A 19,803-nucleotide genomic window follows, 5' to 3' on the forward strand; every position below is an offset into this window, starting at 1 on the left:
GTTTGTTTCAACCCATTACTTCTGCAGTGCTCTGGCCTTCTTTCAGTGTAAATTCAATGGTAACGGTAGTACCCAGCTGTGGATTTGAGTAAACATCTATATTACCTCCCAGGTAATCAATCCTGGATTGAATGTTGCTTAAGCCAATTCCCTTAGAGGACCGGGTGCTGTCAAAACCCCTGCCATTATCTTCTACGGTTAGAGAAACCGTGTTTTCTGTCCGGATAATTTGAACGAGCACTTCTGTGGCGGCAGCATGCTTTACCACATTGTTGAGCAACTCCTGAACAATGCGGTACAAAATAATTTCGGTATTGGCCTCCAGGCGGGCTTCCATGCCAAACACCTGAAAATTGATCTGAAGCTGGCCTTCTGTCTGAAAAGCCCTGCAAAAGTCCTGAAGGGCTTTCACCAGTCCAAAACGGACCAGCGACTCGGGCATCATGTTATGGGCCACCCGGCGTAGCTCCCGGATGGTGTTATCCAGCTGGTCCAGGGCCATTGCAAAGCTGGCAGCATCCCGTTCTGTAAGAATCATACTACTTTTCATATTGCTTAGCAATAATTTAACGCCTGATAACATTCCGCCTAAGCCATCATGCAAATCCCTGGCAAGTCTGCTGCGTTCATCCTCCTGCCCTTTTAGCATGGCATTTACAGCTAATAATTGCTGGGCCTGCTCCAGCTCTTTAATACGCTGCGCCTGCAGCTCCTGGGTTTGCAGGGAAATAATGCGCTTGTTGCGGGTGTTGCGGTAAAAAAGGAAACCAAAGCCCAGCAGTGAAACTGTAGTGCCTGTGAAAACAGCATTCAGTATATTTTTTTGTCTGATGCTGAGTACCTGAATTTCATTTTCCTGCTGTAGCTGTTCAATTCTGCTTTCTTTTTTGGCGGCCTCGTACTTAGCTTCCAGCTCCTGTATGTTTTGGGTTACCTGTTCGTTAAGCACCACAGCCTCCAGTGAGTCGCCTTCTGCCCGCAGTAAATCGTAGGCTTCAATATTGCCCAATGCCAGCTCTATGTTCGCTAACTGCAGTACAGAACTGCCCAAGCTTTCACGGAGCTCATGGGTGCGGCATAGCTTCAGGGCCTGGCTTGCATACAGTTTAGCCTTCTGGTATTCTTTGAGGTGTAGATAGGCCGAGGCCAGTCCGTTTAGTGCTAAAGATTCGTTATTGACATCTGCCACAGACTTTGCCAGATTTTCCATTTCCATTGCCACAGGAATAACCCGGGTGTACTGCCCATTCCGAAGATAAATGTCTATGATGTTGCCAAGAGCCCCCAGTTGCATATAAACGTTGCTGAGCTCCTTTCCAATAGTGTAGCCTTCCTGAATGGCTGTGAGTGCCTGTGCATAGTCTTTTTTTCTTATGAGCACCAGTCCCCTGTTTAGCTGTGCCATGCCCAGTCCCCTGATATGCTCCTGCTCACGGGCCAGTGCTACGGCCTTATCGCAGTAGATCATGGCTTTGTCATACTGGTTCAGTTCATCACCGTACAAACCACAAAGATTAGAGTAGAGCATGTGCAAGCCTGTTTCATACTTCAGGTCTTCGAAGGCTGCAGTAGCTTTTAAGTAGTACTGCAGGGCTTGTTCATATTCTGCCTTATACTGATAGCTCACCCCTACATTGGCGTAGGCCTTGGCCAGTGGCAGCCTTAACTGGTGCTTTTGTGCTATGTCTACTGCCTGTAAATTCAGGGCCAGGCTCTGGTCGTATTTGCCCTGGCGGTTGAGCAATTCAGAATGATAGGCAATGTATTTAACCTTTCCTGCCGGGTAATTAAACTTATCACTAATCCTGCCAGCCTGCAGGTAGTAATATACGGCCGAATCGGGAGCGGTTCCTTCAAGTGATTCGCCAATTCTCAGGTAGAGCATAATGGCAGCAGTATCTTCCGGGCTGTGCCTTAAGCGCTCCAACAGGCTGTTGCGTTCTGAGGTGCTTCCAGTCTGCCCGTACAAACTGGAGGCAAGGCTCAGGAATACTAACAGCAGAAGGCAGTTCAGTTTCATGATTCTTGTTTTTAACATTGCACCTTAGCAAGAGGCTCCATATCCGGGCCCCAAAAAAGGCAGGAGCAGCAATTAGCTTTCTTTACTGATCATGCCATGGCCCATCACTTCACTACAACCAGCGGCAGTTCTCCGGAATTGTCTCTCTTAGCCTGCCTGGAGCTCTATTTTTATCATCCGGAAGTACCATCAAGTACTCCTGCTGGCTGCAGATGCATTTAAAATTACAATGCATTATTACAAAAGTTTAATCTCCTGACAATGGCTGTGGTAACATAAATTCATGTAAGCCTGAATTGCTGCTGCTTATGCTTAGCTGCTCCCTTTCTGCCAGTTGCTGATGCCAGTGTAAGAGCGTGTCAACTGGTTTCTTCTAATAGGGAAGTTCAAGTTTTATGTCTACAGGCCTCCAGCCACCATAATTTGGTAAGGCAGAGGAAGCCTCCACACCCATGGGTGTAAACAGTACCTCTGCACTGCCTGTGGCTTCTTTCGGTTTGAGGCCATGATGTGGATAGGTGGAAACATAGGGGCCTGTCTGGCGTAGTTTTAGCTGTCTGCCATCTTTTAAACTGGCGCTAATGGTATATCGGCCAATGGGTATATTGTTTAGGCTGAGCGAGGTAGAGCCTACTTTTTTGGTGATGACAAAGCTTCTGCTTTCCCCGTACAGGGTTTCAAGGGGAGTAAGGGTAATGAGTATTTCTGCATCCGGAGGCAGGCTTCCCCGCGCAGCCCAGATATCATCAGGATCGCCTATGTTGTAGTTCAGAAACAAAGCACCCCCAAAATAGCCTCCCGACGACCAAGGCTTTTCTGCACGGTGATCGGCATCGGCCAGTCCGTACGAGAGCAGTACAAAGTTCTTTACCTTTCCTGTGGTAGATTCAAAGCTTTCTAATTTGCTATCTGCAGGGTAGAGCGAAAGTGCGGCTCTGCCCGTGCCATAATCAATTGTGTAACCTCCGGACCAAAAATGGGTGGCTCCCCAGGGTACTAGAATTTCATAATAGCCATTCTCATCAGTTTCTGCAGAGGCAGAAGAATAGTAGCCACCAACGGCCGAGGAACGAACTCCAACAAAAGCACCGGCTAGTGGATTGCCGTTTAAATCGGCTACAAACCCACGAACTTTTCCTTCTTTAACAGATACCTGCGGGAAATTGGGCACACGTGGCATCATGGATTCCATCACATTCAGGTAATCATCCTGCGCAGACACCTGAAAGTGTACTTCTCCTTTTACCTCCGGCGCAGGAGTTTGTGGGCCCCATGCTGGTTCTTCTGCCGTGGGGTTAGGGCGGGTTCTTCTGTGGTAGTACAGCTTACCACAACACACAGGCTAAAGGCCAGGAGCAGGCTTGTCCTGATTTGTTTCTTGTTCATAAGGTTAAGGTAGTATGTTGGTAATAGAACTCATTTGCCAGTGCCGTACATATAGTAACTATGTGCGCTGGTAGCTATAGGCATCGATGTAAATGCTGCCCGGGAAAAAAATTTCTTTTATAAAGGTTTGAACATGCTGGCAGTGCAGCTGGTCATTCTTTATACAAATTACGCTGTAAGTGACATATGGCGGAATCCTCATAAATAAGGAAACTTTCTCCTTATTTATGAGGACTTTTTTATTGATAGTGCCCGGGGGTGGTGAAACTGTGAGGGGTTAGAGTCAAATGTACGCCGGTTTTCAGACCTGGCATCAATGTAAACATATCAAGCATGCCCAGCCTGCCCTTTGGCATTTTTGCTTTTAGTGTTTTGTAACACTTGCCGCGGCTGTTGCTGGAATAGAAGGTTTTACCACAAAGGCTTTTGCAACCCTTCCAATCAGGCTGAACTCACTTTCAGGCATTTTATTTTCCACTGGCTTTAGCGATCGCAGGTAGGAGATAACGGCGGTCATATCTTCGTCACTCATATCCAGTCCCTGCATAAAAGGCAGCACTGCTTCTCCGTTACTTTTTACTCCGTAACGAAGTACACGTGCAATTTCTGCGTCCGTCATGCTTCCTATACCGGTTTTGGCATCCGGAGTTATGTTGGGTATAAAGAATACACCAAAGGGAGTATCAATTTTTTTACCCCCGGCCAGGGAAGGCTCTTCACCCTTTGCAAGCATTGCCTCCACGTTTTCAGCAGGACTGTGGCAATGAACGCAGCCTTTTGTTACAAGGGTAAGATGTTTTCCCTTTTCAATTACAGCCGGATCGGTTGATGCCTGGATGGCTGGGTAGGGAGCATCATAGGTGAGGTTTTGGCGAAGCATAGTAGCAACTGCTACACCTACAATTATGCACAGCACAGCAAGGCCTGTCCATTTTAATATTTTACGAAGCATATTAGATTGATTTTTAGGTAAGAAGAAGATATGATCAGGGTTACTTTTTCTATGGCTGGTTTTAGTTACTGGCTAAGGGCTTGTAGCTTCTGTAAAGCAGGCACCCCATAGAAAGGAAAAATACAACTGCAAGTGCAATAGGAGCCTCCTGCTGTGCATACCATACACCACTGTTGTTTAATAGGGGGTTTAGTAAAGGCTTTGTGATCATGGCAAACAGAAGAAACAAGCCAGCTGCAACAACAGGTGAAAAGATGATGGCAGCTATGCGTAACATAAGTGTGCGGTTAAGGCTCAGCTGGTTTCCGATGCCTGTGGAACCAATAAGCAGCAACAGCAGACCAACTTTCATAAACAGTGCTGCTGCACCGGTATCTATAATGCGGCCATTGGTGGCAATGATAACACCCAGCTTAATTGTCCAGGCCACAGCGCCTCCAATCAGGAGTAACGCTGCTACCTGGGTCCATTTTGAAAAAAGTAATTTCAGTTGCATGATGAGTAAGGGGTTTAGTGTATTGGTTAAAATTTTTTGTTAGTATGCTGTTAGGGATGTAGGGCAGTAGACTTTTTTTCCCAGCGCACAAGGCAAAGGTACCCAGGGATGCTGCGGCTTGTCTAACACCCGGGTTACACTGTTTACTACTGTGGTAACCTTCAAAAATCAGCTTTCACTAAGGAATTGGGGGGATAACACTGTGGTTACATTTTGTGCCGCAGGGGTAACACAAGTATGAAATTCCGCTATAGCGGATAGCGTTTAGCGTTTAGGAATAGCTTTTAAAAATGGTACGGGCCTGGCTTAGCTAATCCAAAGCCGATGTTTATGTGCGTATCGGCAAAAGAAGTTCGATTGTTGCCCTCCGGAAGATGAGTAGTAGATAAAAAAGGTGCTGGCAGCCAAGCCAGCACCCGTCTTACTGTTAGTACGTTGGTTTTGAATGAAGTGAATTGCTCCTGGAAAAATCACTCTACTGTTTTGCTGATAATAGTCTTTTCAACCGGATGGTTGAGGTGCTTTTTCCCTACTATAAGCCGGTTGCCGGTATCATAGGTAAAATACGCCCACACCCAGTCTACCATAACCTCCAGCTTGTTCCTGAAACCTACAATGGAAACCAGGTGTACGAACATCCATATAAACCAGGCAAAAAAGCCCTGCGATTTGTACTCCTTTTTAAAGAGCTTCAGGTCTGCAACTGCATGGTTACGGCCTATGGTAGCCATGGCGCCATTATCGTTATAGTCGAATGGCAATAAGGCTTCTCCGGCTCTTAAGCGCATCAGATTTTTGCCTAAAAGCTTTCCCTGCTGCAAAGCGGGCTGCGCCAGCATGGGGTGGCCCTGTGGGTTTTCTTCTGTTACCATGGCAGCAATGTCTCCAATGGCAAAAACATTACTATACCCAACAACACGGTTAAATACATCTACCTGCAGCCTGTTGCCACGCAAAACACTTTCTGGCCTGATGCCGGCTATGGGAGCGCCCGTTACCCCTGCAGCCCAGAATAGGGTACGTGTAATGATCTTCTCTCCGGAGTCCAGGAGAACGGTATAGCCATCGTATGACTTTACCCTCTTGTTCAGCCACACCTTTACACCAAAGCGCTCCAGGTACTCAAGCGCCTTGGCAGAGGCCTCTGCCGACATACCCTTCAGCAGCAGGGGGCCGCTCTGTATCAGGTGTATGTCCATTTCCCTGAAGTCGAGCTCACTGTAATCTTTGGGAAAAACATGTTTGCGCAGCTCGCTTAAAGCCCCCGCCAGCTCTACGCCGGTTGGCCCTCCTCCCACAATCACATAGTCCATCAGGCTGTTGCGCTGTTCTTCATCATCCAGCTGCAGCGACTTTTCAAAGTTGTACAAGATGGTGTTTCTTATTTCCAGTGCATCGTCAATGCTTTTCATGGCAATGGCATGCTTTTCCATCTGGGGGTCGCCAAAAAAGTTTGAGGTAGCCCCTGTGGCAATCATCAGGTAATCGTATTTGATAAGGCCAATGGATGTTTCCACCACCTGCAGGGCTGTATCTACCCGCTCTACTTCTGCCAGTCGGAAGTAGAAGTTCTTTTGTTTCAGGAATATCTTCCGGAAGGGGTGGATAATTGAATCTGCCTCCAGGCCGGCGGTGGCAACCTGGTACAGGAGGGGCTGAAAGGTGTGATAGTTTTGCTTGTCAATTAATACTACCTGCAGATCGGCATCCTGCAGTGATTTTGCCAGTTCTACACCAGCAAATCCACCGCCTATGATTACAACACGCTGTTTACCGGTGTTTGCGATTTTGGCATAGTTTCCCATTAAAGGCAGAAGTAGGTTTGTTGAATTGAAAGATTTAAAGCTGTTTACCTGTACGCAGGCCTTTGCCTACATGTTTTCCGGGGCAGGGTAGGTATTAACCGGCATATTTGTAACTATATGAATAGATAATTGAAAAATTTCTTTGCCCTTCTGCTTCTACAGCCTCCATTTTAGCTAACTTGTATATTCCAATTGCAAATATGTTGCCTGAAAAGCCATCGGTTAATAAAATCTGGAGGAATGTAGTGCTCCTGCTCTTACTGCTGGGGATTCCCGGAGTAGCTGTCAGCCAGCCAGGCCTGGCTGCTGCCGCTAATGCTGCAGAGCATTTCAGGGGTTTGCCCATCATTCAGAATTTCAACCCAAAAGAGTACCTCCACCTCACACCACACTTTGAGCATACCTCTATCATTCAGGGCAAAGAGGGCGTGATGTACATTGCAAGCCAGGGGGGCGTGCTGCTGTACAATGGCAGTAGCTGGCAGTTTGTAGAAGTGCCAGGTAAGGATATGGTATGGTCACTATGCCTGGAAGCTTCCTCTGACCGTATTTACCTTGGGGCTTCTGATAACCTGGGCTATCTGGAGACAGATAGTAGTGGTAAAAAAAGGTTTGTTTCGCTGCTGCCCCACTTACCAAAAGAGGTTGGCGCCATCGGTATTGTCTGGGCCACCATTGTTACGCCCGATGGTGTTTACTTCAAGACCAACCACTACCTGATGCGCTGGCACCAGGATCAGTTTAAGGTTTGGAAAGCAGATGAAGCTTTTGGCGGTGTTTACCATATTAACCAGAAGCTCTATGTGCACCAGCCAAACAAAGGGCTGTTCGTATTACAAAACGATAAGCTGGAGCTTTTCTCCAACGACAAGGCATTTTCTGCTGAAATCCCGCAGTTTCTGATGCCGCTTTCTCCTGACCGCTGGCTGCTGACTACCAACAGCGGTGGGCTATACCAGTTCGATGGCAGGCAAACAGCTCCTGTTAATGGCGCTGCAGTCTCTTTTCTGCTAAACAACTGGCTGTTTAGCGGCACTGTTCTGCCAGATGGCAACATTGCCCTGGCAACATTAAGGGGCGGTGTGGTAATTGCTGATCAGCAGCTCAACATTAAACGCATTATTAACAAAGAAAGCGGACTGCCTACCAACACTGTTTATCTGCTAAGTACCGATAAGCAGGGAGGCTTGTGGGTAAGTTCAGAAAAAGGCTTAAGCCGGCTTAGGCTCAATGCCCCCTTCTCCTATTTCAATGAACAAAATGGCCTGCAGCGGCAAACCTACGCTGTGCAATTGCATGAGGGCCGGCTTTATGCAGGCACTACGGATGGTCTGTTTGTTTTGGAAGAAAAGGCACCCTTTGGTGTATCAGCCACCTTCAAAAAAGTAGCCGGTTTTGGGGCCAGTATATGGAATATTCAATCTTTAGGAACATCCTTGTTTTTGGCAAGCGAAGAAGGGCTGTTTGAATGGCGGGGCGGCAACATAACATCACTGAAAATCTCTGATCATCCCTGGAACAACTATTGCAGAGACGCAGAGCCCAGCATTCTTGATACTTCTTTAGTATATGCAGCGGGCAAGGGGCTCCATACTTTTAAGCGTAAGGGCGAAGCCTGGCAGTACCAAGGCAGCATAGCAGGGCTGGAAGAAGAAGATCTGACACAGATACTGCAGATGCCTGAGGGCGACCTATGGTTACCGATACATTCAGGCCTTGTTCGGCTGCGCTTTCCTAGTGCACAGGGTGCTCATGCTGATCAGGACTTTTTCACACAGGCCACGGTAGAACGTTTTGGCGAAAAGCAGGGAATACCTGCCGGCACCCTCAGGTTGTATAGGATGGGTGAGCAGCTTATTGCCCAGGCAGGTGAGGTGAATTATAAACTATTCCGATTCCGGGAAGAGCTTAATCGGTTTGAGCCTATCTCCAACTTTGCAGAGCAGCTTGGTTTAGCTGGTCAGCTGGCACATCCGGCCATGGAGTATAATAAGGAGCAGCAGCTTTGGCTGTGGACCAAGAATAAGGAAGATCAGCGCTGGAAATTAGCCTTAGCCGCCAAACAGGCAGGTGGTGCCTATACTTTAAGCACGTATGATTTCAGTGGCATAACCGATCCTTTCAAACGCTTTATGTACCAGCAGCAGAACGATGGAACAGTCTGGTATGCAGGGGTAGACGGCCTGGTGCGTTTTGAGCAGTCGGGCGCTAAAGTAGAAAAACATCCCTTCCCCACGCTGCTGGAGCGCGTGGTGTTGTCGGGCAATTCTGTAGTCTTTCCTCAAAGCAAGGCTGCAGCTGTTTTCCCTTTTGAAAATAATTCCTTAGGTTTTGAATTTGCTGCACCCAGCTACAATGGCGCCGATGAAAATAAGTTCCAGTATTGGCTGGAGGGCTACGACGAAGGCTGGTCTGCCTGGAGCAGTGAGCGCTTTAAGGAGTACACCCGCATACCCGAAGGTACCTATACCCTGCATGCCCGGGCACTAAGTGCACAGGGCGAGATAGGAGAACCTGTTGCCTATGCTTTTACTATTTTGCCACCCTGGTACCGCGCAGGCTATATGTATGTGCTGTATGTGCTGCTCTTTTTGGGTGGGGTGTGGATCTTGGTCCGCTGGCGTTCCTCGCAGCTGCGGGCCGAGAAAATGGCCCTGGAAAGCCTGGTAGCGCAGCGTACTACTGAGCTGGCACAGAAAAACAGAGCATTGAGTGAGCAATCAGAAGCCCTGGCGCAGCAGGCAGAAAAGCTAAAGGAGCTGGATGGGGTGAAGTCCCGATTTTTTGCCAATATCTCGCATGAGTTTCGCACGCCGCTTAGCCTTATCCTCAATAACCTGCTCGATAAGTTGGCTGCTACCGAACGCAGTCCGGAGCAAACGCAGGTACCGGTGGCTGTTTCCGATCTGAACGTAATGTCACGGAATGCCAGGCGGCTGCTGCAGCTCATTAACCAGCTGCTGGATCTTTCCAAAGTGGAATCGGGTAATATGCAGCTGGAGCTGCAGAATGGCGATTTACAGCAGCTGATCAGGCTTATTTTTGCCTCCTTTTCGTCACTGGCCACTGCACAGCAAATCAATTTTCAGCTCCGGCTTCCGGAAGATCCGCTCCTGTGCATGTACGATGTCGATAAGGTTGAGAAAATACTGTACAACCTGCTTTCCAATGCCTTTAAGTTTACCCCGGCACAGGGCACAGTGGTGCTGGAGGTAAAGCTGCTGCCCGCTCATGGCCAGCAGCAGTCATCGCTGGTACAGATTAGCCTGCAGGATAGTGGCCCGGGAATTCCGGCAGATCAGCTGATGCATGTGTTTAACCGCTTTTACCAGGGTAAACAGTATTATGCAGATGCCCAGGGTACAGGCATTGGCCTGGCCCTTACCAAAGAACTGGTAGAGCTGCACCAGGGTCATATAAGTGTGGAAAGCAGGGCGGGAGAAGGAAGCTGTTTTATGGTGCAGCTGCCTTACATTCCCGCAACTGCTGGTATAGCACCAGGTGCAGACGGGCATTCGGCCAGTGCCCTGGCTTACCAGATGCTCACGCTACCGGCGCAGCAGGCAGAGCAGCAAGAAGCACTGGCATCAGTAGCTGCTACAGGGCAGGAAGAACAGCCCCTGGTGCTGGTGGTGGAAGATAATGTAGACCTTCGCAACTATATAAAGCGCCAGCTGGAGGGTAGCTACCGGGTGCTGGAGTGTGTAAACGGCGCCCAGGGGCTAGCCAAAGCGCTGGAGGTGGTGCCTGATTTAATCATCAGCGACTGGATGATGCCCGAAATGGACGGCCTGGCCCTGTGCCAGCAGCTTAAAGGAGATGAGCGCACCAGCCACATACCACTGATCATGCTTACAGCCCTGGCCACTACCGATGCCAAACTACAGGGATTGGAAAACGGTGCCGATGAGTACCTCACCAAGCCTTTTGATGCCCGGGAGTTTCATGTACGTATCCAGAACCTGCTGGAAAACCGCCGCAAATTGCGTGAGCACTTTAGCCGTGTGCTACGCCTGGAGCCTACCCAGCTGCAAATAGCCTCTGCCGATGAGAAATTCCTGCGCCGCATGATGCAGATTGTGGAAGCGCGCATGACCGATTCTGAATTCAGCATAGAAGAATTTAGCCGTGAGGCAGGCCTAAGCAGGGTGCATCTGCACCGCAAGCTAAAAGCCCTTACAGGGCAGGCCCCCAGCGATTTTGTACGCATGATGCGCCTGAAACAAGCCGCACAATTGCTGCAGGCCCGGGCAGGTAACGTTGCTGAAATTGCTTACCAGGTAGGCTTTAACAACCTCTCCTACTTCTCTAAATGCTTCCGCGAAGAGTTTGGTACTTTACCAAATGAGTATGCTTCCCGAAAAGCTGCCCCTATGTAGCAGCGCCAGTCTTAACTTTAGTAATAGAATATATTCAGTTAGCTGTTTGCTGCTACACCCATAATGAAATCTATCTGTTAAAACTCTGCTTTTAAATTCTATGGATACACCAGACTTCCTGCTACAGAAGCTTACAGAATTAAATTCAGGGGTAAGTGCGGTACTTTTAGAGGACTTTGCCCGGGCCATGCCCCTTAAAAAGTTTCGTAAGGGAGAAACCATTGCCCCTGCAGGTAAGGTAGCCAGCGAAGTATTTTTCGTTGAAAAAGGATGTGTAAGGATGCTCTATTACCTGGAAAGTAAAGAAGTTACTGCCTCTTTCTTTTTTGAGGGAGGCTTTACCGGGCCATGCATCAGTATGATGTTCAAGACAATTAACCAGCAGGTGTTTGAAGCCTTCGAAGACTGCCACATTCGAACTTTAAACTTTGATACCTATATGAGCTTGCTTCGGCAACAACCATGCTTTTACCAGCTGCGCAGTACTATTGCGGAGAGCATTATGGCCGACCAGGAGCTGATCATTCGCTTCTTCCTTAGCTTTACGCCAATGGAGCGCTACCAATACCTGATCAAGAACCAGCCCCAGCTGTTCATGCGTGTTCCGCAGCACCACATAGCCTCCATGATCGGCATTACGCCTGTGAGCCTTAGCCGCATCAGAAAAAGAATTGCCTGCTAAAGTATTTCTTAACTTTTGTTAATGAAAAGCAGCCTTGCCTGCTGCTAAGTTTGTAAAGCGCAACAGAAACTTTTTTGTACAGAAAAGAAAAGCTCCGCAGGGCTTCTATTTTTCAAATGTACTTCGGCAGCGGACGAAGGAAAAGCTTTTACAAACATGAAAAACTCAAATATTATCAAAGCAAAGCAGGGAGATACTTTCTCCATGATGGGCCTGAAAATTACTGTTAAACAAAGTGCAGCCGCCAGCGGTGGTTTAATTTCAGTATTGGAGCAAACAGTAGCGCCTGGTGCAGGATCTCCACCACACATTTGCAGCGGGGAAGATAAAATCATCTATGTGGTAACAGGTAAGTTTGATGTGCTCCTGGGCCATGAAGTTCACCATTGTACTGCCGGTGATACGGTTACCATTCCGCGGGGCCTGCGGCATAATTTTAAAAACGCCGGCACCAGGCAGGGAAAGCTCCTGGTAACGCTTACCCCCGGGGGGCACGAGAACTTTCTGCGGGAACTAAGCGAATCATTACAACAGGCAGCCCCAGGCACAGACACACTTAAAACTGTTGCAGCCAGGCATGAGGTGGTGCTTGGCTGAAACTGGAGTGCTAAGTTTTCTGAACGTCAGGGAAAGTTTTTACGCGCTGCGCATTCACTACAGCAGCTCACATTCCACTAACGGCAACTCCTCATTTTCCCCTGTATTTCTATCCTGATTTACATCTTGAAGGGTAAGGAACCCTGCCATGTTACAGGCGTGGCAGGGTCTGTTACCTGGCTGTTATTGTGCCTCAGGCAGGGTTACGTACTATTTTTCAGATGTTACAGGAGTGTTATACAGTGTAACAGGCGGGTTAGACAAAGGCCCTTCTGCCACTGTACATTTGCTAAGCATTCAGACGGAAATAGAGTTGCTGTTAATTTCAATAATTGCTACAACTGGAGCAATAACCAAGAATAGCAACCGGGGCCGAAAGTTTAACGATGAAAGTCATTGGTCGATAAAATAAGATTAATCTGTAGAAATGTGCCTGCTGACGATTAGTAGCCGGCATTGGTCTAAATAGTGAAAATCCACAGCATAAGCCTTTTATCTTTGTGCTGTGCGGGTTGGGGTAAGCTACTGGCCTGTTTGATAACTCTTAAAAATATTAAGTGATTGGAGTAAGTCGCTTTCATACAAGTATGCATGCATGCACTATTCTAATTTTGCTTATATAATCTGTTACAGATGATAAGTACAGTGCAGCTTGATTGCTGCATTGCAGGCTGTAAAAAGACAAGGCACATCAATATTTAAAGGAACGAACAGAACATGGAAACCTTTTGCAAATACTAATGCCCGGCAGTAAGGCTTCGGAGGCAGGATTATAGCTTGCAAAGCAAATCTTGATTTTGATCAATTATTCTGACACCAAATCTGCCTTACTTTGTGCATTGAAAAAAACAGAGGGCGAACAGAAGCATTAGTCTGCAAAATGTACACAGCAGCAAGATCTGCAAACTCTTACAGGCCAGTGTTCTTTACTTTTGCAGCATAAGCAGTGGAGGAAGGCATGAAGGATCGGCTGTGTAACAACAGGCAAGTATGGCTGTTAACTGCAGAACTTGTTAGTTGAGCAAAGCTGCAGATTTGATTTTTAGGCGCTGTGAAAGGGATCAGGTATAGCTGATTCTGCTATTCGGTTCAGAACTTGTTTACTACACTTTAACTAGGACAATTGGCACCTGGCATGCAGATGTGTTTCCAGGCAGGAACGCCTGTGCCACCTTTGCTCTGCCAATACAGCTTCAGTAGCGGTTAACAAAATGGTTTTTTAGAGACAAAAGAGGTCATAAGCATACATAAGACTGGCCTTACAGATAGCATAAATATTTAACACTAATATCAATCATGACTACACCATCTTTCAAAGTGGTGCTGCTCATTGCATCCTACTGTTTCATCTTATTTTCCTGCCTGGAGGAGGAAGAAACCCCAGCACCCGATGCTGGTACTGAAGTACCTTATGCAGTAACAGGCACTGTAGTAGATACAAAAGGCAACCCAATGGCCGGCGTAAAAGTAAGGGCAGATAACGACGCCCTCTATGGCTCTGCAGAGGTAACTACCGATGCCAATGGCAAATACACCCTGCCCAAACTGGAGATAGGTGGCTGGAAGATCTATGCCTGGAAAGAAGTAAGCTACAAGGGCAAAACCTACCACCTGCGCATGGGCATGCCTGCCGCTGCCGACTATAATGCCTTTAGCCCGGGAAAGGAAGGGGCCGTTAAGAACTTCAGGTGGCAGCTTTCCGGTCCTATACCCGACCGCCCCAGGAGCGAGCGTTCAGGATCTGGTTATTTTGGGGGCACACTGCTCTTCACCAACTTAGGACCTGATGCTGTTCAGATGCCTTCCGGTACAGTAGTAACAGTAACCCTAACGCCTGTAGCAGGTGCCACCTTATTGGATGGGAGTGCGCCTGAAGTCATTAAAAAATCTTTTACCATAGAAGAAGGAGAGTACAACTACTGGATTCACGATATAGCCCAGTGCGAGTACCGCATTACAGCAGAAAGTAAGTTCAATGGAGCTACCAAAGAGGTGTTGTTGGGTACCAGTGCCTATAGCGGCCATAAGCCTGCCATAGAGAGCTTTTACTTTCCGCCCAGCCTGGGCAGCAGTGGCGACTATGAGAACGGCCTGCTCTCCAGTAATGATCACCCCTTTTTCATGCATCAGCCATAATTCCTGACTACAAATGAAGTCTATTTCAATAACAAGCATCCTCCGCAAGTGCTTAATTTGCCTGTATGTGCTGGCCTTTTTCACAGCTCTTAACGGCTGTACCGACGATGATGGAGATGTAGCAGGCCCGGTGGTGGTAGAGGATCCGCTTAGCCCGGCTCCCAGTGTTACAACTACCCTTAGCGGCCTTGTGCTTGACGAAGAGGGAAATCCGCTCTCCGGCGTTAGGGTAACGGCACATGGCGAAACTGCCACCACCGATGCCGAAGGCTCATTCAGGCTGCAGGACGTTCAGGTGCCTGGCAACCGCTGTGTGATCAGCGCCGGGAAAGAGGGATATTTTACCAGCGTACGCGCCGAAGTGCCCCGTAAGGAAAAGGAGACCAGGGTAAACGTTTATTTGCAGCGCGCCACCACCACCCACACGATTGATGCAATGGCTGGCGGTACGGCAACCTTAGCCAATGGATCTAAGGTGGAAATTCCTACAAGCGGACTGGTGACAGAGTCTGGCGATGTGTATGAAGGGGAGGTTAATATGAGTGTGCTTTACCAGGATCCCTCCGCAGCAGGCTTTGGTGCTGTTGTAGCAGGTGGAGACATGATGGCCCGCAGAACAGACGAAAGCAGCACCATCCTCTATTCTTACGGCATCTTACGGGTGCTGCTCACCGGCAGCGATGGAGAAAAGCTGCAGCTGGCAGCAGGAAAACCCTCTACCCTCACAGTAGCAATTCCTGAAAGCCAGCTGACTACCGCTCCTCAAACAATTCCGCTATGGTATTTCGATGAAGAGGAGGGAGTCTGGCAGGAAGAAGGATCTGCCACCCGCCAGGGCGACAAGTATATAGGAACCGTAAAGCATTTTACCGACTGGAACTGCGATGATCCCAAGGAGTTTGCAACCATTATCGGCAGGGTGGTAGATTGTAGAGGTGAAGCACTCAATCAGGGTGATATATACGTAGGCCAGTCCACCAACGATCTCAGCAACGGTATTGAGATTGATAACGATGGTCCGGGTGCCGAACAAATAGGTTTTGAAAAGAGAGTTCCTGCAGGTATGCCCCTGATGGTGATGGTAGCGCCTCCCCTGACCATTCCGCCCCTTACTACACCAAATGAAAAGTTTCGTTGGGTGTTGGTACCTGTACCGCCACTGGCCCCCGGGCAGGTATATGATGTAGGCACCATTAAGCCCGATCCCTGCCCATCCATTGCATCGGGTAAATTTAAAACCAAACAGGGTGATAAAGTGAAATATCTTAGCATGAAGGTGGTAAACGGCGGTGGTCATTTAAGTCTGATCAAATATGCTTTTCCAGTAAAAGTAGCAGACGCCGACGCATCTTTCACTGCTAACTATCTTGCTGCCAATGCCACCTACACTTTGCAGGTGATTACAGAATCCGGGTTAAACGTTACAAAAACATTTTCAACAGCAGCAGCCGGAGAAACTGTAGACCTGGGCATTATTGATCTGTCAGGTCCTGAGCTTGTTGCGGTAGCGGGCATTGTGCATTGCCACAATGCGCCCATTGCCAATGCAACTGTTGAGGCAGCGTGGGCAGGAGGCTCTGCCAGTACTACTACCGATGCCTCTGGCACCTATGAAGTTTTAGTTCCGGCTACCACTGCAGGCACCATCACCATTACGCATGAGGATAAAACAGGAACTACTGGCTTCCAGGCTCCGGCTAGCGGAGGCGCTAGTGCAGGCCCCCTGAATATGTGTGAAACCACTACAGAAACAGGAGTCAACAGCTTTGTTATTGATGGAGATGGCTATGCCAACACAACAAAAGTAATCAGCCTGAGCCCTTATCCTAACAGCTTTATTTACTATAACAGGGATGCTGCTGTTTCCACGCTAACAATCCATGATGTTTCCGGCAACCAGGAGGTGGCAATAACTTTCCTGGGTAACGCCCTCGGAGAGGCGGAAAAGAGTGGTACAACAGGAGCACGGATCACCCTTAAGACAGGGAATAATTCAGTTCATTATTTTGCTGGTTTAAGCATGGAGGGTACAGATCTGGATGTGAGGGTTACCCGCTATGATGCGGTGGGAGGGCTGGTGGAAGGAACCTTCTCCGGCACCTTTATGAGCCAAAGTGGTAATCCTGTTACCATCAAAGAGGGCAAGTTTTCCGTGATCAGGTTCAATGATCTGAGTGGCGCATGCGGTGGCTTTTGTATGTAATCCCTGATGGCACTCATGCCGGCAGTTAAACTTTCATCAACAGCTGCTTCCTTCTCTGCCAGGCGCTGTTGCGCTCCTAAACTGCTTACTGCATTTCTAAATCCGAATTTTACAAATCATAATCATTTTTCTTAGTTCAAAATCATGAAACTCAAACACTTTTCTATTGTGGCAGCCCTTGCTGCACTGGTTATTACAGGCTGTACAGACGATTCAGGCGATCCACAGCCAATCCCGACACCTGAGCCACCAAAAGAAACCCAGGAGCTGGGCAACATCAGCACCAATACTACTTTAGAGGATATCTTTACAGATCCTGCTACGCCAGATTACCGCGTAAGTGCAGATATAAAAATTGAAGCCATCCTCACCATCAAACCAGGCGTAGTGGTAGAGGTAGCAGAGGGTAAAAAGATAGAAGTACATGAACCAGGCTATCTTTCTGCTGTTGGTCAGCAGAATAAAAAGATTATTTTCCGGGGCAAAACCCAGAGCGCAGGCTTCTGGAAAGGTCTGATCATCTACTCCAGCAACGAAGCCAGCACTTTAGATTATGTAGAGATTGCCCATGCCGGAAGTGCTGTGCTGTTTGATGGGATAAAAGCAGCCATAGGCCTTTTTGGTGCAAGCGGAAGCCCGGCCAAGCTTAGCATCAGGAACAGTGAGCTGCACCACAACGCAGGCTATGGCATCTATGTGGGCAGCAATACGCAGTTCAGCGGCTTTGCCAGCAATAAATTTACCCACCATGCAGCAGCAGGATTATATATGACAGCCAGCCAGGTGCAAAACCTTGATGCTGCTTCCCATTTTTCTGATAATGCCAAAGGAGGCATAGAAGTATTTGGTGGCACTGTAGAGGGAACAGGCGAGGTGGTGTGGCCGGGCTACCATTACCGCTTTAGCAGCGGACCTTTATCTGTAAGAACAGGCTGGAAGGTAATGGCTGGTGCTGTTATAGAAATGGCAGATGATCAGTACATAGAAGTGGCAGACAGACCAGGCGCTTACATACATGCAGCCGGTACTGCAGAAAAGAAGGTAACTTTCACCAGCGTTAGCAAACAGGCGGGAGCATGGAGAGGCATCAGCATCTTTACTGCCAATGCTAACCTGCTCGAGCATGCGGTGGTAGAGAATGGCGGCAGCGCCATCAGCTATGGTGTTAAAGCCAACATCTATGTGACCACCTCCAGCAAACTCACCATCCGAAGCAGCAAGATTTCCAACAGCGGGGGCTATGGCATCTACTACAGAAGCTCTGCTGTGCTCAATAATGACTTTGAACAGGTAAACCTCTTCGAGGCCAATCCCGCCGGTAACGTCTATAAAGACTAAGACTACCCCACTGTAGCTTAACCGTTTTAAGACAGCATATAGAGCCCTAATCTTTCAAAGGTTAGGGCTTTTTATTGTGTGTTGCTGCACAGAATCATGGACATCAGGTTTCCTGATCCATTGACGGGTTGCAAAAATATGCCGGAACATTAATGCTTCAGGCCTGAAAAGCTAAATCCCGAAACAACCGGCAAGTGTCAAGTACTAAAGCACCGCTAAACATCATTCGGCATGCAAAGGTTAATCATCAGGGAATTGATCAGACAAAAACTTTAATCTTGGATAACAGCATAGAAGCGTTTACCCCAACAGGGAAAAGGGCCTGGACTAAGGTAGCTAAGAACAGTGCCTTTGCAGGCTCTGCTTGTGCCATTGTTACCAGGGCTTTTGATGCCGCTTATAGGCTTGTTCCGCTACTTATATTCATCATATTTTGTGCCTGCACCCCAAAGACCTCTAAAACCACTTTGCCGCTGGAGCCCCCGGCAGCCTTTACCCTTTCTGGCAATGGGGAAACACCTGCAGCATGGTGGACCAATTTTAACGATCAGCAGTTGGATGCACTGGTGGGGCAGGCACTAGATTCGAACTTTAACCTGATGACTACCTGGCACAGGTTTCAGGCGGCACAAGCCGTTGTTGAGCGGGAGAGATCTTACTTATGGCCCGATGTTGAAGCTTCTTTGCAGGTGGGAACAAGCTATCCGCAGCCAAACTTTGTGGGTGGCGAAAACCTGCGCTTCGGGCTGTCTTCCGTTTACGAGGCAGACCTCTGGGGCCGGATCAGCTCCAGGGTTGCTGCTGAACGTTTCAGGGCAGAAGCATCCCTGCTCGATTACCAGGCAGCGGCAGTTTCGCTTTCTGCAGAAATTACACGCACCTGGTACCAGCTTATGGCAGCCTGGCAACAGCTGGCGCTGGTAGAGGAGCAGATTGAAACCAATGAAAAGATCCTGGGGCTCATCAGGGCTCGCTTTGGCATTGGGCAGATCAGGGCTGTTGATATGCTTCGGCAAAGGCAGCTAATTGCCTCAACCCGGGAGCAAAAAGTCTTTACCGAATCCAGGATACAGCTGCTGGAGCATCAGTTAGCAGTACTCTTAGGCCTCCCGCCCCAGGCACCACTCAACTACAAGGCCGATAGCCTTCCTGCACCGCCGCCCCTGCCCGAAACTGGTGTGCCGGCTGAGCTTGTGCGGCGGCGGCCAGATGTACAACTGGCTTTTAAACTTTTACAGGCGGCCGATCGGGAAGTGGCCGCAGCAATCAGCGATCAGTATCCCAGGTTTGCGATCAGTGGTTCGGCTTCTGTACGGGCAAACAATGCAGAGGATTTATTTCAGGACTGGGCCTACTCCCTTGCCGCCAACCTGGCTGCCCCCCTTTTTTATGGAGGAAGGCTGCGGGCAGAAGTAGACCGTACAAAGGCGGTGAAAAATCAGCGCCTTTACGAATGGGGGCAAACCGTGCTGGTTGCTTTTCGCGAAGTGGAGGATGCCCTGGTACAGGAGCAGAAACAACTTGAGGGAATACAGGTTTTGGAGGAACAGCTCGGCTTTGCCGAACAGGCCTCTGAGCAACTGCGGATAGAGTACCTGAATGGCATGAGTGAGTACCTGGCTGTTCTTACCGCTCTTAACCAGGAGCAGCTGCTGCGGCGCAACCTGATAACGGCAAGGCTAAACCTGCTGGAGTATCGGATTGCCCTGTACCGTGCCCTGGCGGGTGGGTTCGAAACCCAGCGGGAGATAGATGATGGAGGGTACTTAGATGAGTAGCTTAAATATGATTCAGCCGGATCAGCTTTTG

The 19,803-nt window shown here is 48.6% G+C and carries 12 protein-coding genes; 7 read left to right on the forward strand and 5 right to left on the reverse strand.

Annotated features, from left to right (window positions below; all coding sequences use genetic code 11):
• Window positions 1-7 precede the first annotated feature (7 nt).
• From KWJ01_RS27225 to KWJ01_RS27245, 5 genes are all read right to left on the reverse strand, one after another.
• Window positions 8-2,020 carry an ATP-binding protein gene (locus tag KWJ01_RS27225; protein ID WP_225000296.1) on the reverse strand — a complete coding sequence of 671 codons (2,013 nt, stop codon included), beginning with the start codon at window positions 2,018-2,020 and terminating at the stop codon, window positions 8-10.
• A 373-nt stretch (window positions 2,021-2,393) separates the two neighbouring features.
• Window positions 2,394-3,359 carry a carboxypeptidase-like regulatory domain-containing protein gene (locus KWJ01_RS27230; RefSeq protein WP_225000297.1) on the reverse strand — a complete coding sequence of 322 codons (966 nt, stop codon included), beginning with the start codon at window positions 3,357-3,359 and terminating at the stop codon, window positions 2,394-2,396.
• A 411-nt stretch (window positions 3,360-3,770) separates the two neighbouring features.
• The gene (locus tag KWJ01_RS27235; protein ID WP_225000298.1) at window positions 3,771-4,358 is read right to left on the reverse strand and encodes a cytochrome c; all 588 of its coding nucleotides are present in this window, start codon (window positions 4,356-4,358) and stop codon (window positions 3,771-3,773) included.
• A gap of 61 nt (window positions 4,359-4,419) precedes the next feature.
• Window positions 4,420-4,854, reverse strand: coding sequence for a hypothetical protein (locus KWJ01_RS27240; RefSeq protein ID WP_225000299.1), 435 nt, complete (start codon window positions 4,852-4,854; stop codon window positions 4,420-4,422).
• A 470-nt stretch (window positions 4,855-5,324) separates the two neighbouring features.
• A complete protein-coding gene (locus tag KWJ01_RS27245) occupies window positions 5,325-6,659 on the reverse strand; it encodes an NAD(P)/FAD-dependent oxidoreductase (RefSeq protein ID WP_225000300.1) in 1,335 nt (444 codons plus the stop codon).
• Window positions 6,660-6,859: 200 nt separating this feature from the next.
• Between KWJ01_RS27245 and KWJ01_RS27250 the strand changes: the two genes are divergently transcribed.
• From KWJ01_RS27250 to KWJ01_RS27280, 7 genes are all read left to right on the forward strand, one after another.
• Window positions 6,860-11,038 carry an ATP-binding protein gene (locus KWJ01_RS27250; RefSeq protein WP_225000301.1) on the forward strand — a complete coding sequence of 1,393 codons (4,179 nt, stop codon included), beginning with the start codon at window positions 6,860-6,862 and terminating at the stop codon, window positions 11,036-11,038.
• A 100-nt stretch (window positions 11,039-11,138) separates the two neighbouring features.
• A complete protein-coding gene (locus KWJ01_RS27255; protein WP_225000302.1) occupies window positions 11,139-11,720 on the forward strand; it encodes a Crp/Fnr family transcriptional regulator in 582 nt (193 codons plus the stop codon).
• Window positions 11,721-11,876: 156 nt separating this feature from the next.
• On the forward strand, window positions 11,877-12,317 hold the full coding sequence (locus KWJ01_RS27260) for a cupin domain-containing protein (protein WP_225000303.1): 441 nt from the start codon (window positions 11,877-11,879) through the stop codon (window positions 12,315-12,317).
• 1,296 nt (window positions 12,318-13,613) lie between these two features.
• On the forward strand, window positions 13,614-14,453 hold the full coding sequence (locus KWJ01_RS27265) for a carboxypeptidase-like regulatory domain-containing protein (protein WP_225000304.1): 840 nt from the start codon (window positions 13,614-13,616) through the stop codon (window positions 14,451-14,453).
• Window positions 14,454-14,466: 13 nt separating this feature from the next.
• Window positions 14,467-16,656, forward strand: a complete 2,190-nt coding sequence (locus tag KWJ01_RS27270; protein ID WP_225000305.1) for a carboxypeptidase-like regulatory domain-containing protein — start codon at window positions 14,467-14,469, stop codon at window positions 16,654-16,656.
• Window positions 16,657-16,800: 144 nt separating this feature from the next.
• On the forward strand, window positions 16,801-17,994 hold the full coding sequence (locus KWJ01_RS27275; protein WP_225000306.1) for a right-handed parallel beta-helix repeat-containing protein: 1,194 nt from the start codon (window positions 16,801-16,803) through the stop codon (window positions 17,992-17,994).
• Between the two features lie 278 nt (window positions 17,995-18,272).
• The gene (locus KWJ01_RS27280; protein ID WP_225000307.1) at window positions 18,273-19,772 is read left to right on the forward strand and encodes a TolC family protein; all 1,500 of its coding nucleotides are present in this window, start codon (window positions 18,273-18,275) and stop codon (window positions 19,770-19,772) included.
• The last annotated feature ends 31 nt before the right edge of the window (window positions 19,773-19,803 follow it).

Origin of the sequence: Cesiribacter sp. SM1 (genome assembly GCF_020178975.1) — a bacterium.
Lineage (GTDB): Bacteria > Bacteroidota > Bacteroidia > Cytophagales > Cyclobacteriaceae > Cesiribacter.

Excerpts from the sequence above, each read along its gene's own strand:
- KWJ01_RS27225 (WP_225000296.1), bottom strand. The coding sequence starts at position 2,020 with ATGAAACTGAACTGCCTTCTGCTGTTAGTATTCCTGAGCCTTGCCTCC.
- KWJ01_RS27270 (WP_225000305.1), top strand. The coding sequence starts at position 14,467 with ATGAAGTCTATTTCAATAACAAGCATCCTCCGCAAGTGCTTAATTTGC.
- KWJ01_RS27260 (WP_225000303.1), top strand. The coding sequence starts at position 11,877 with ATGAAAAACTCAAATATTATCAAAGCAAAGCAGGGAGATACTTTCTCC.
- KWJ01_RS27255 (WP_225000302.1), top strand. The coding sequence starts at position 11,139 with ATGGATACACCAGACTTCCTGCTACAGAAGCTTACAGAATTAAATTCA.
- KWJ01_RS27245 (WP_225000300.1), bottom strand. The coding sequence starts at position 6,659 with ATGGGAAACTATGCCAAAATCGCAAACACCGGTAAACAGCGTGTTGTA.
- KWJ01_RS27235 (WP_225000298.1), bottom strand. The coding sequence starts at position 4,358 with ATGCTTCGTAAAATATTAAAATGGACAGGCCTTGCTGTGCTGTGCATA.
- KWJ01_RS27265 (WP_225000304.1), top strand. The coding sequence starts at position 13,614 with ATGACTACACCATCTTTCAAAGTGGTGCTGCTCATTGCATCCTACTGT.
- KWJ01_RS27275 (WP_225000306.1), top strand. The coding sequence starts at position 16,801 with ATGAAACTCAAACACTTTTCTATTGTGGCAGCCCTTGCTGCACTGGTT.
- KWJ01_RS27250 (WP_225000301.1), top strand. The coding sequence starts at position 6,860 with ATGTTGCCTGAAAAGCCATCGGTTAATAAAATCTGGAGGAATGTAGTG.
- KWJ01_RS27240 (WP_225000299.1), bottom strand. The coding sequence starts at position 4,854 with ATGCAACTGAAATTACTTTTTTCAAAATGGACCCAGGTAGCAGCGTTA.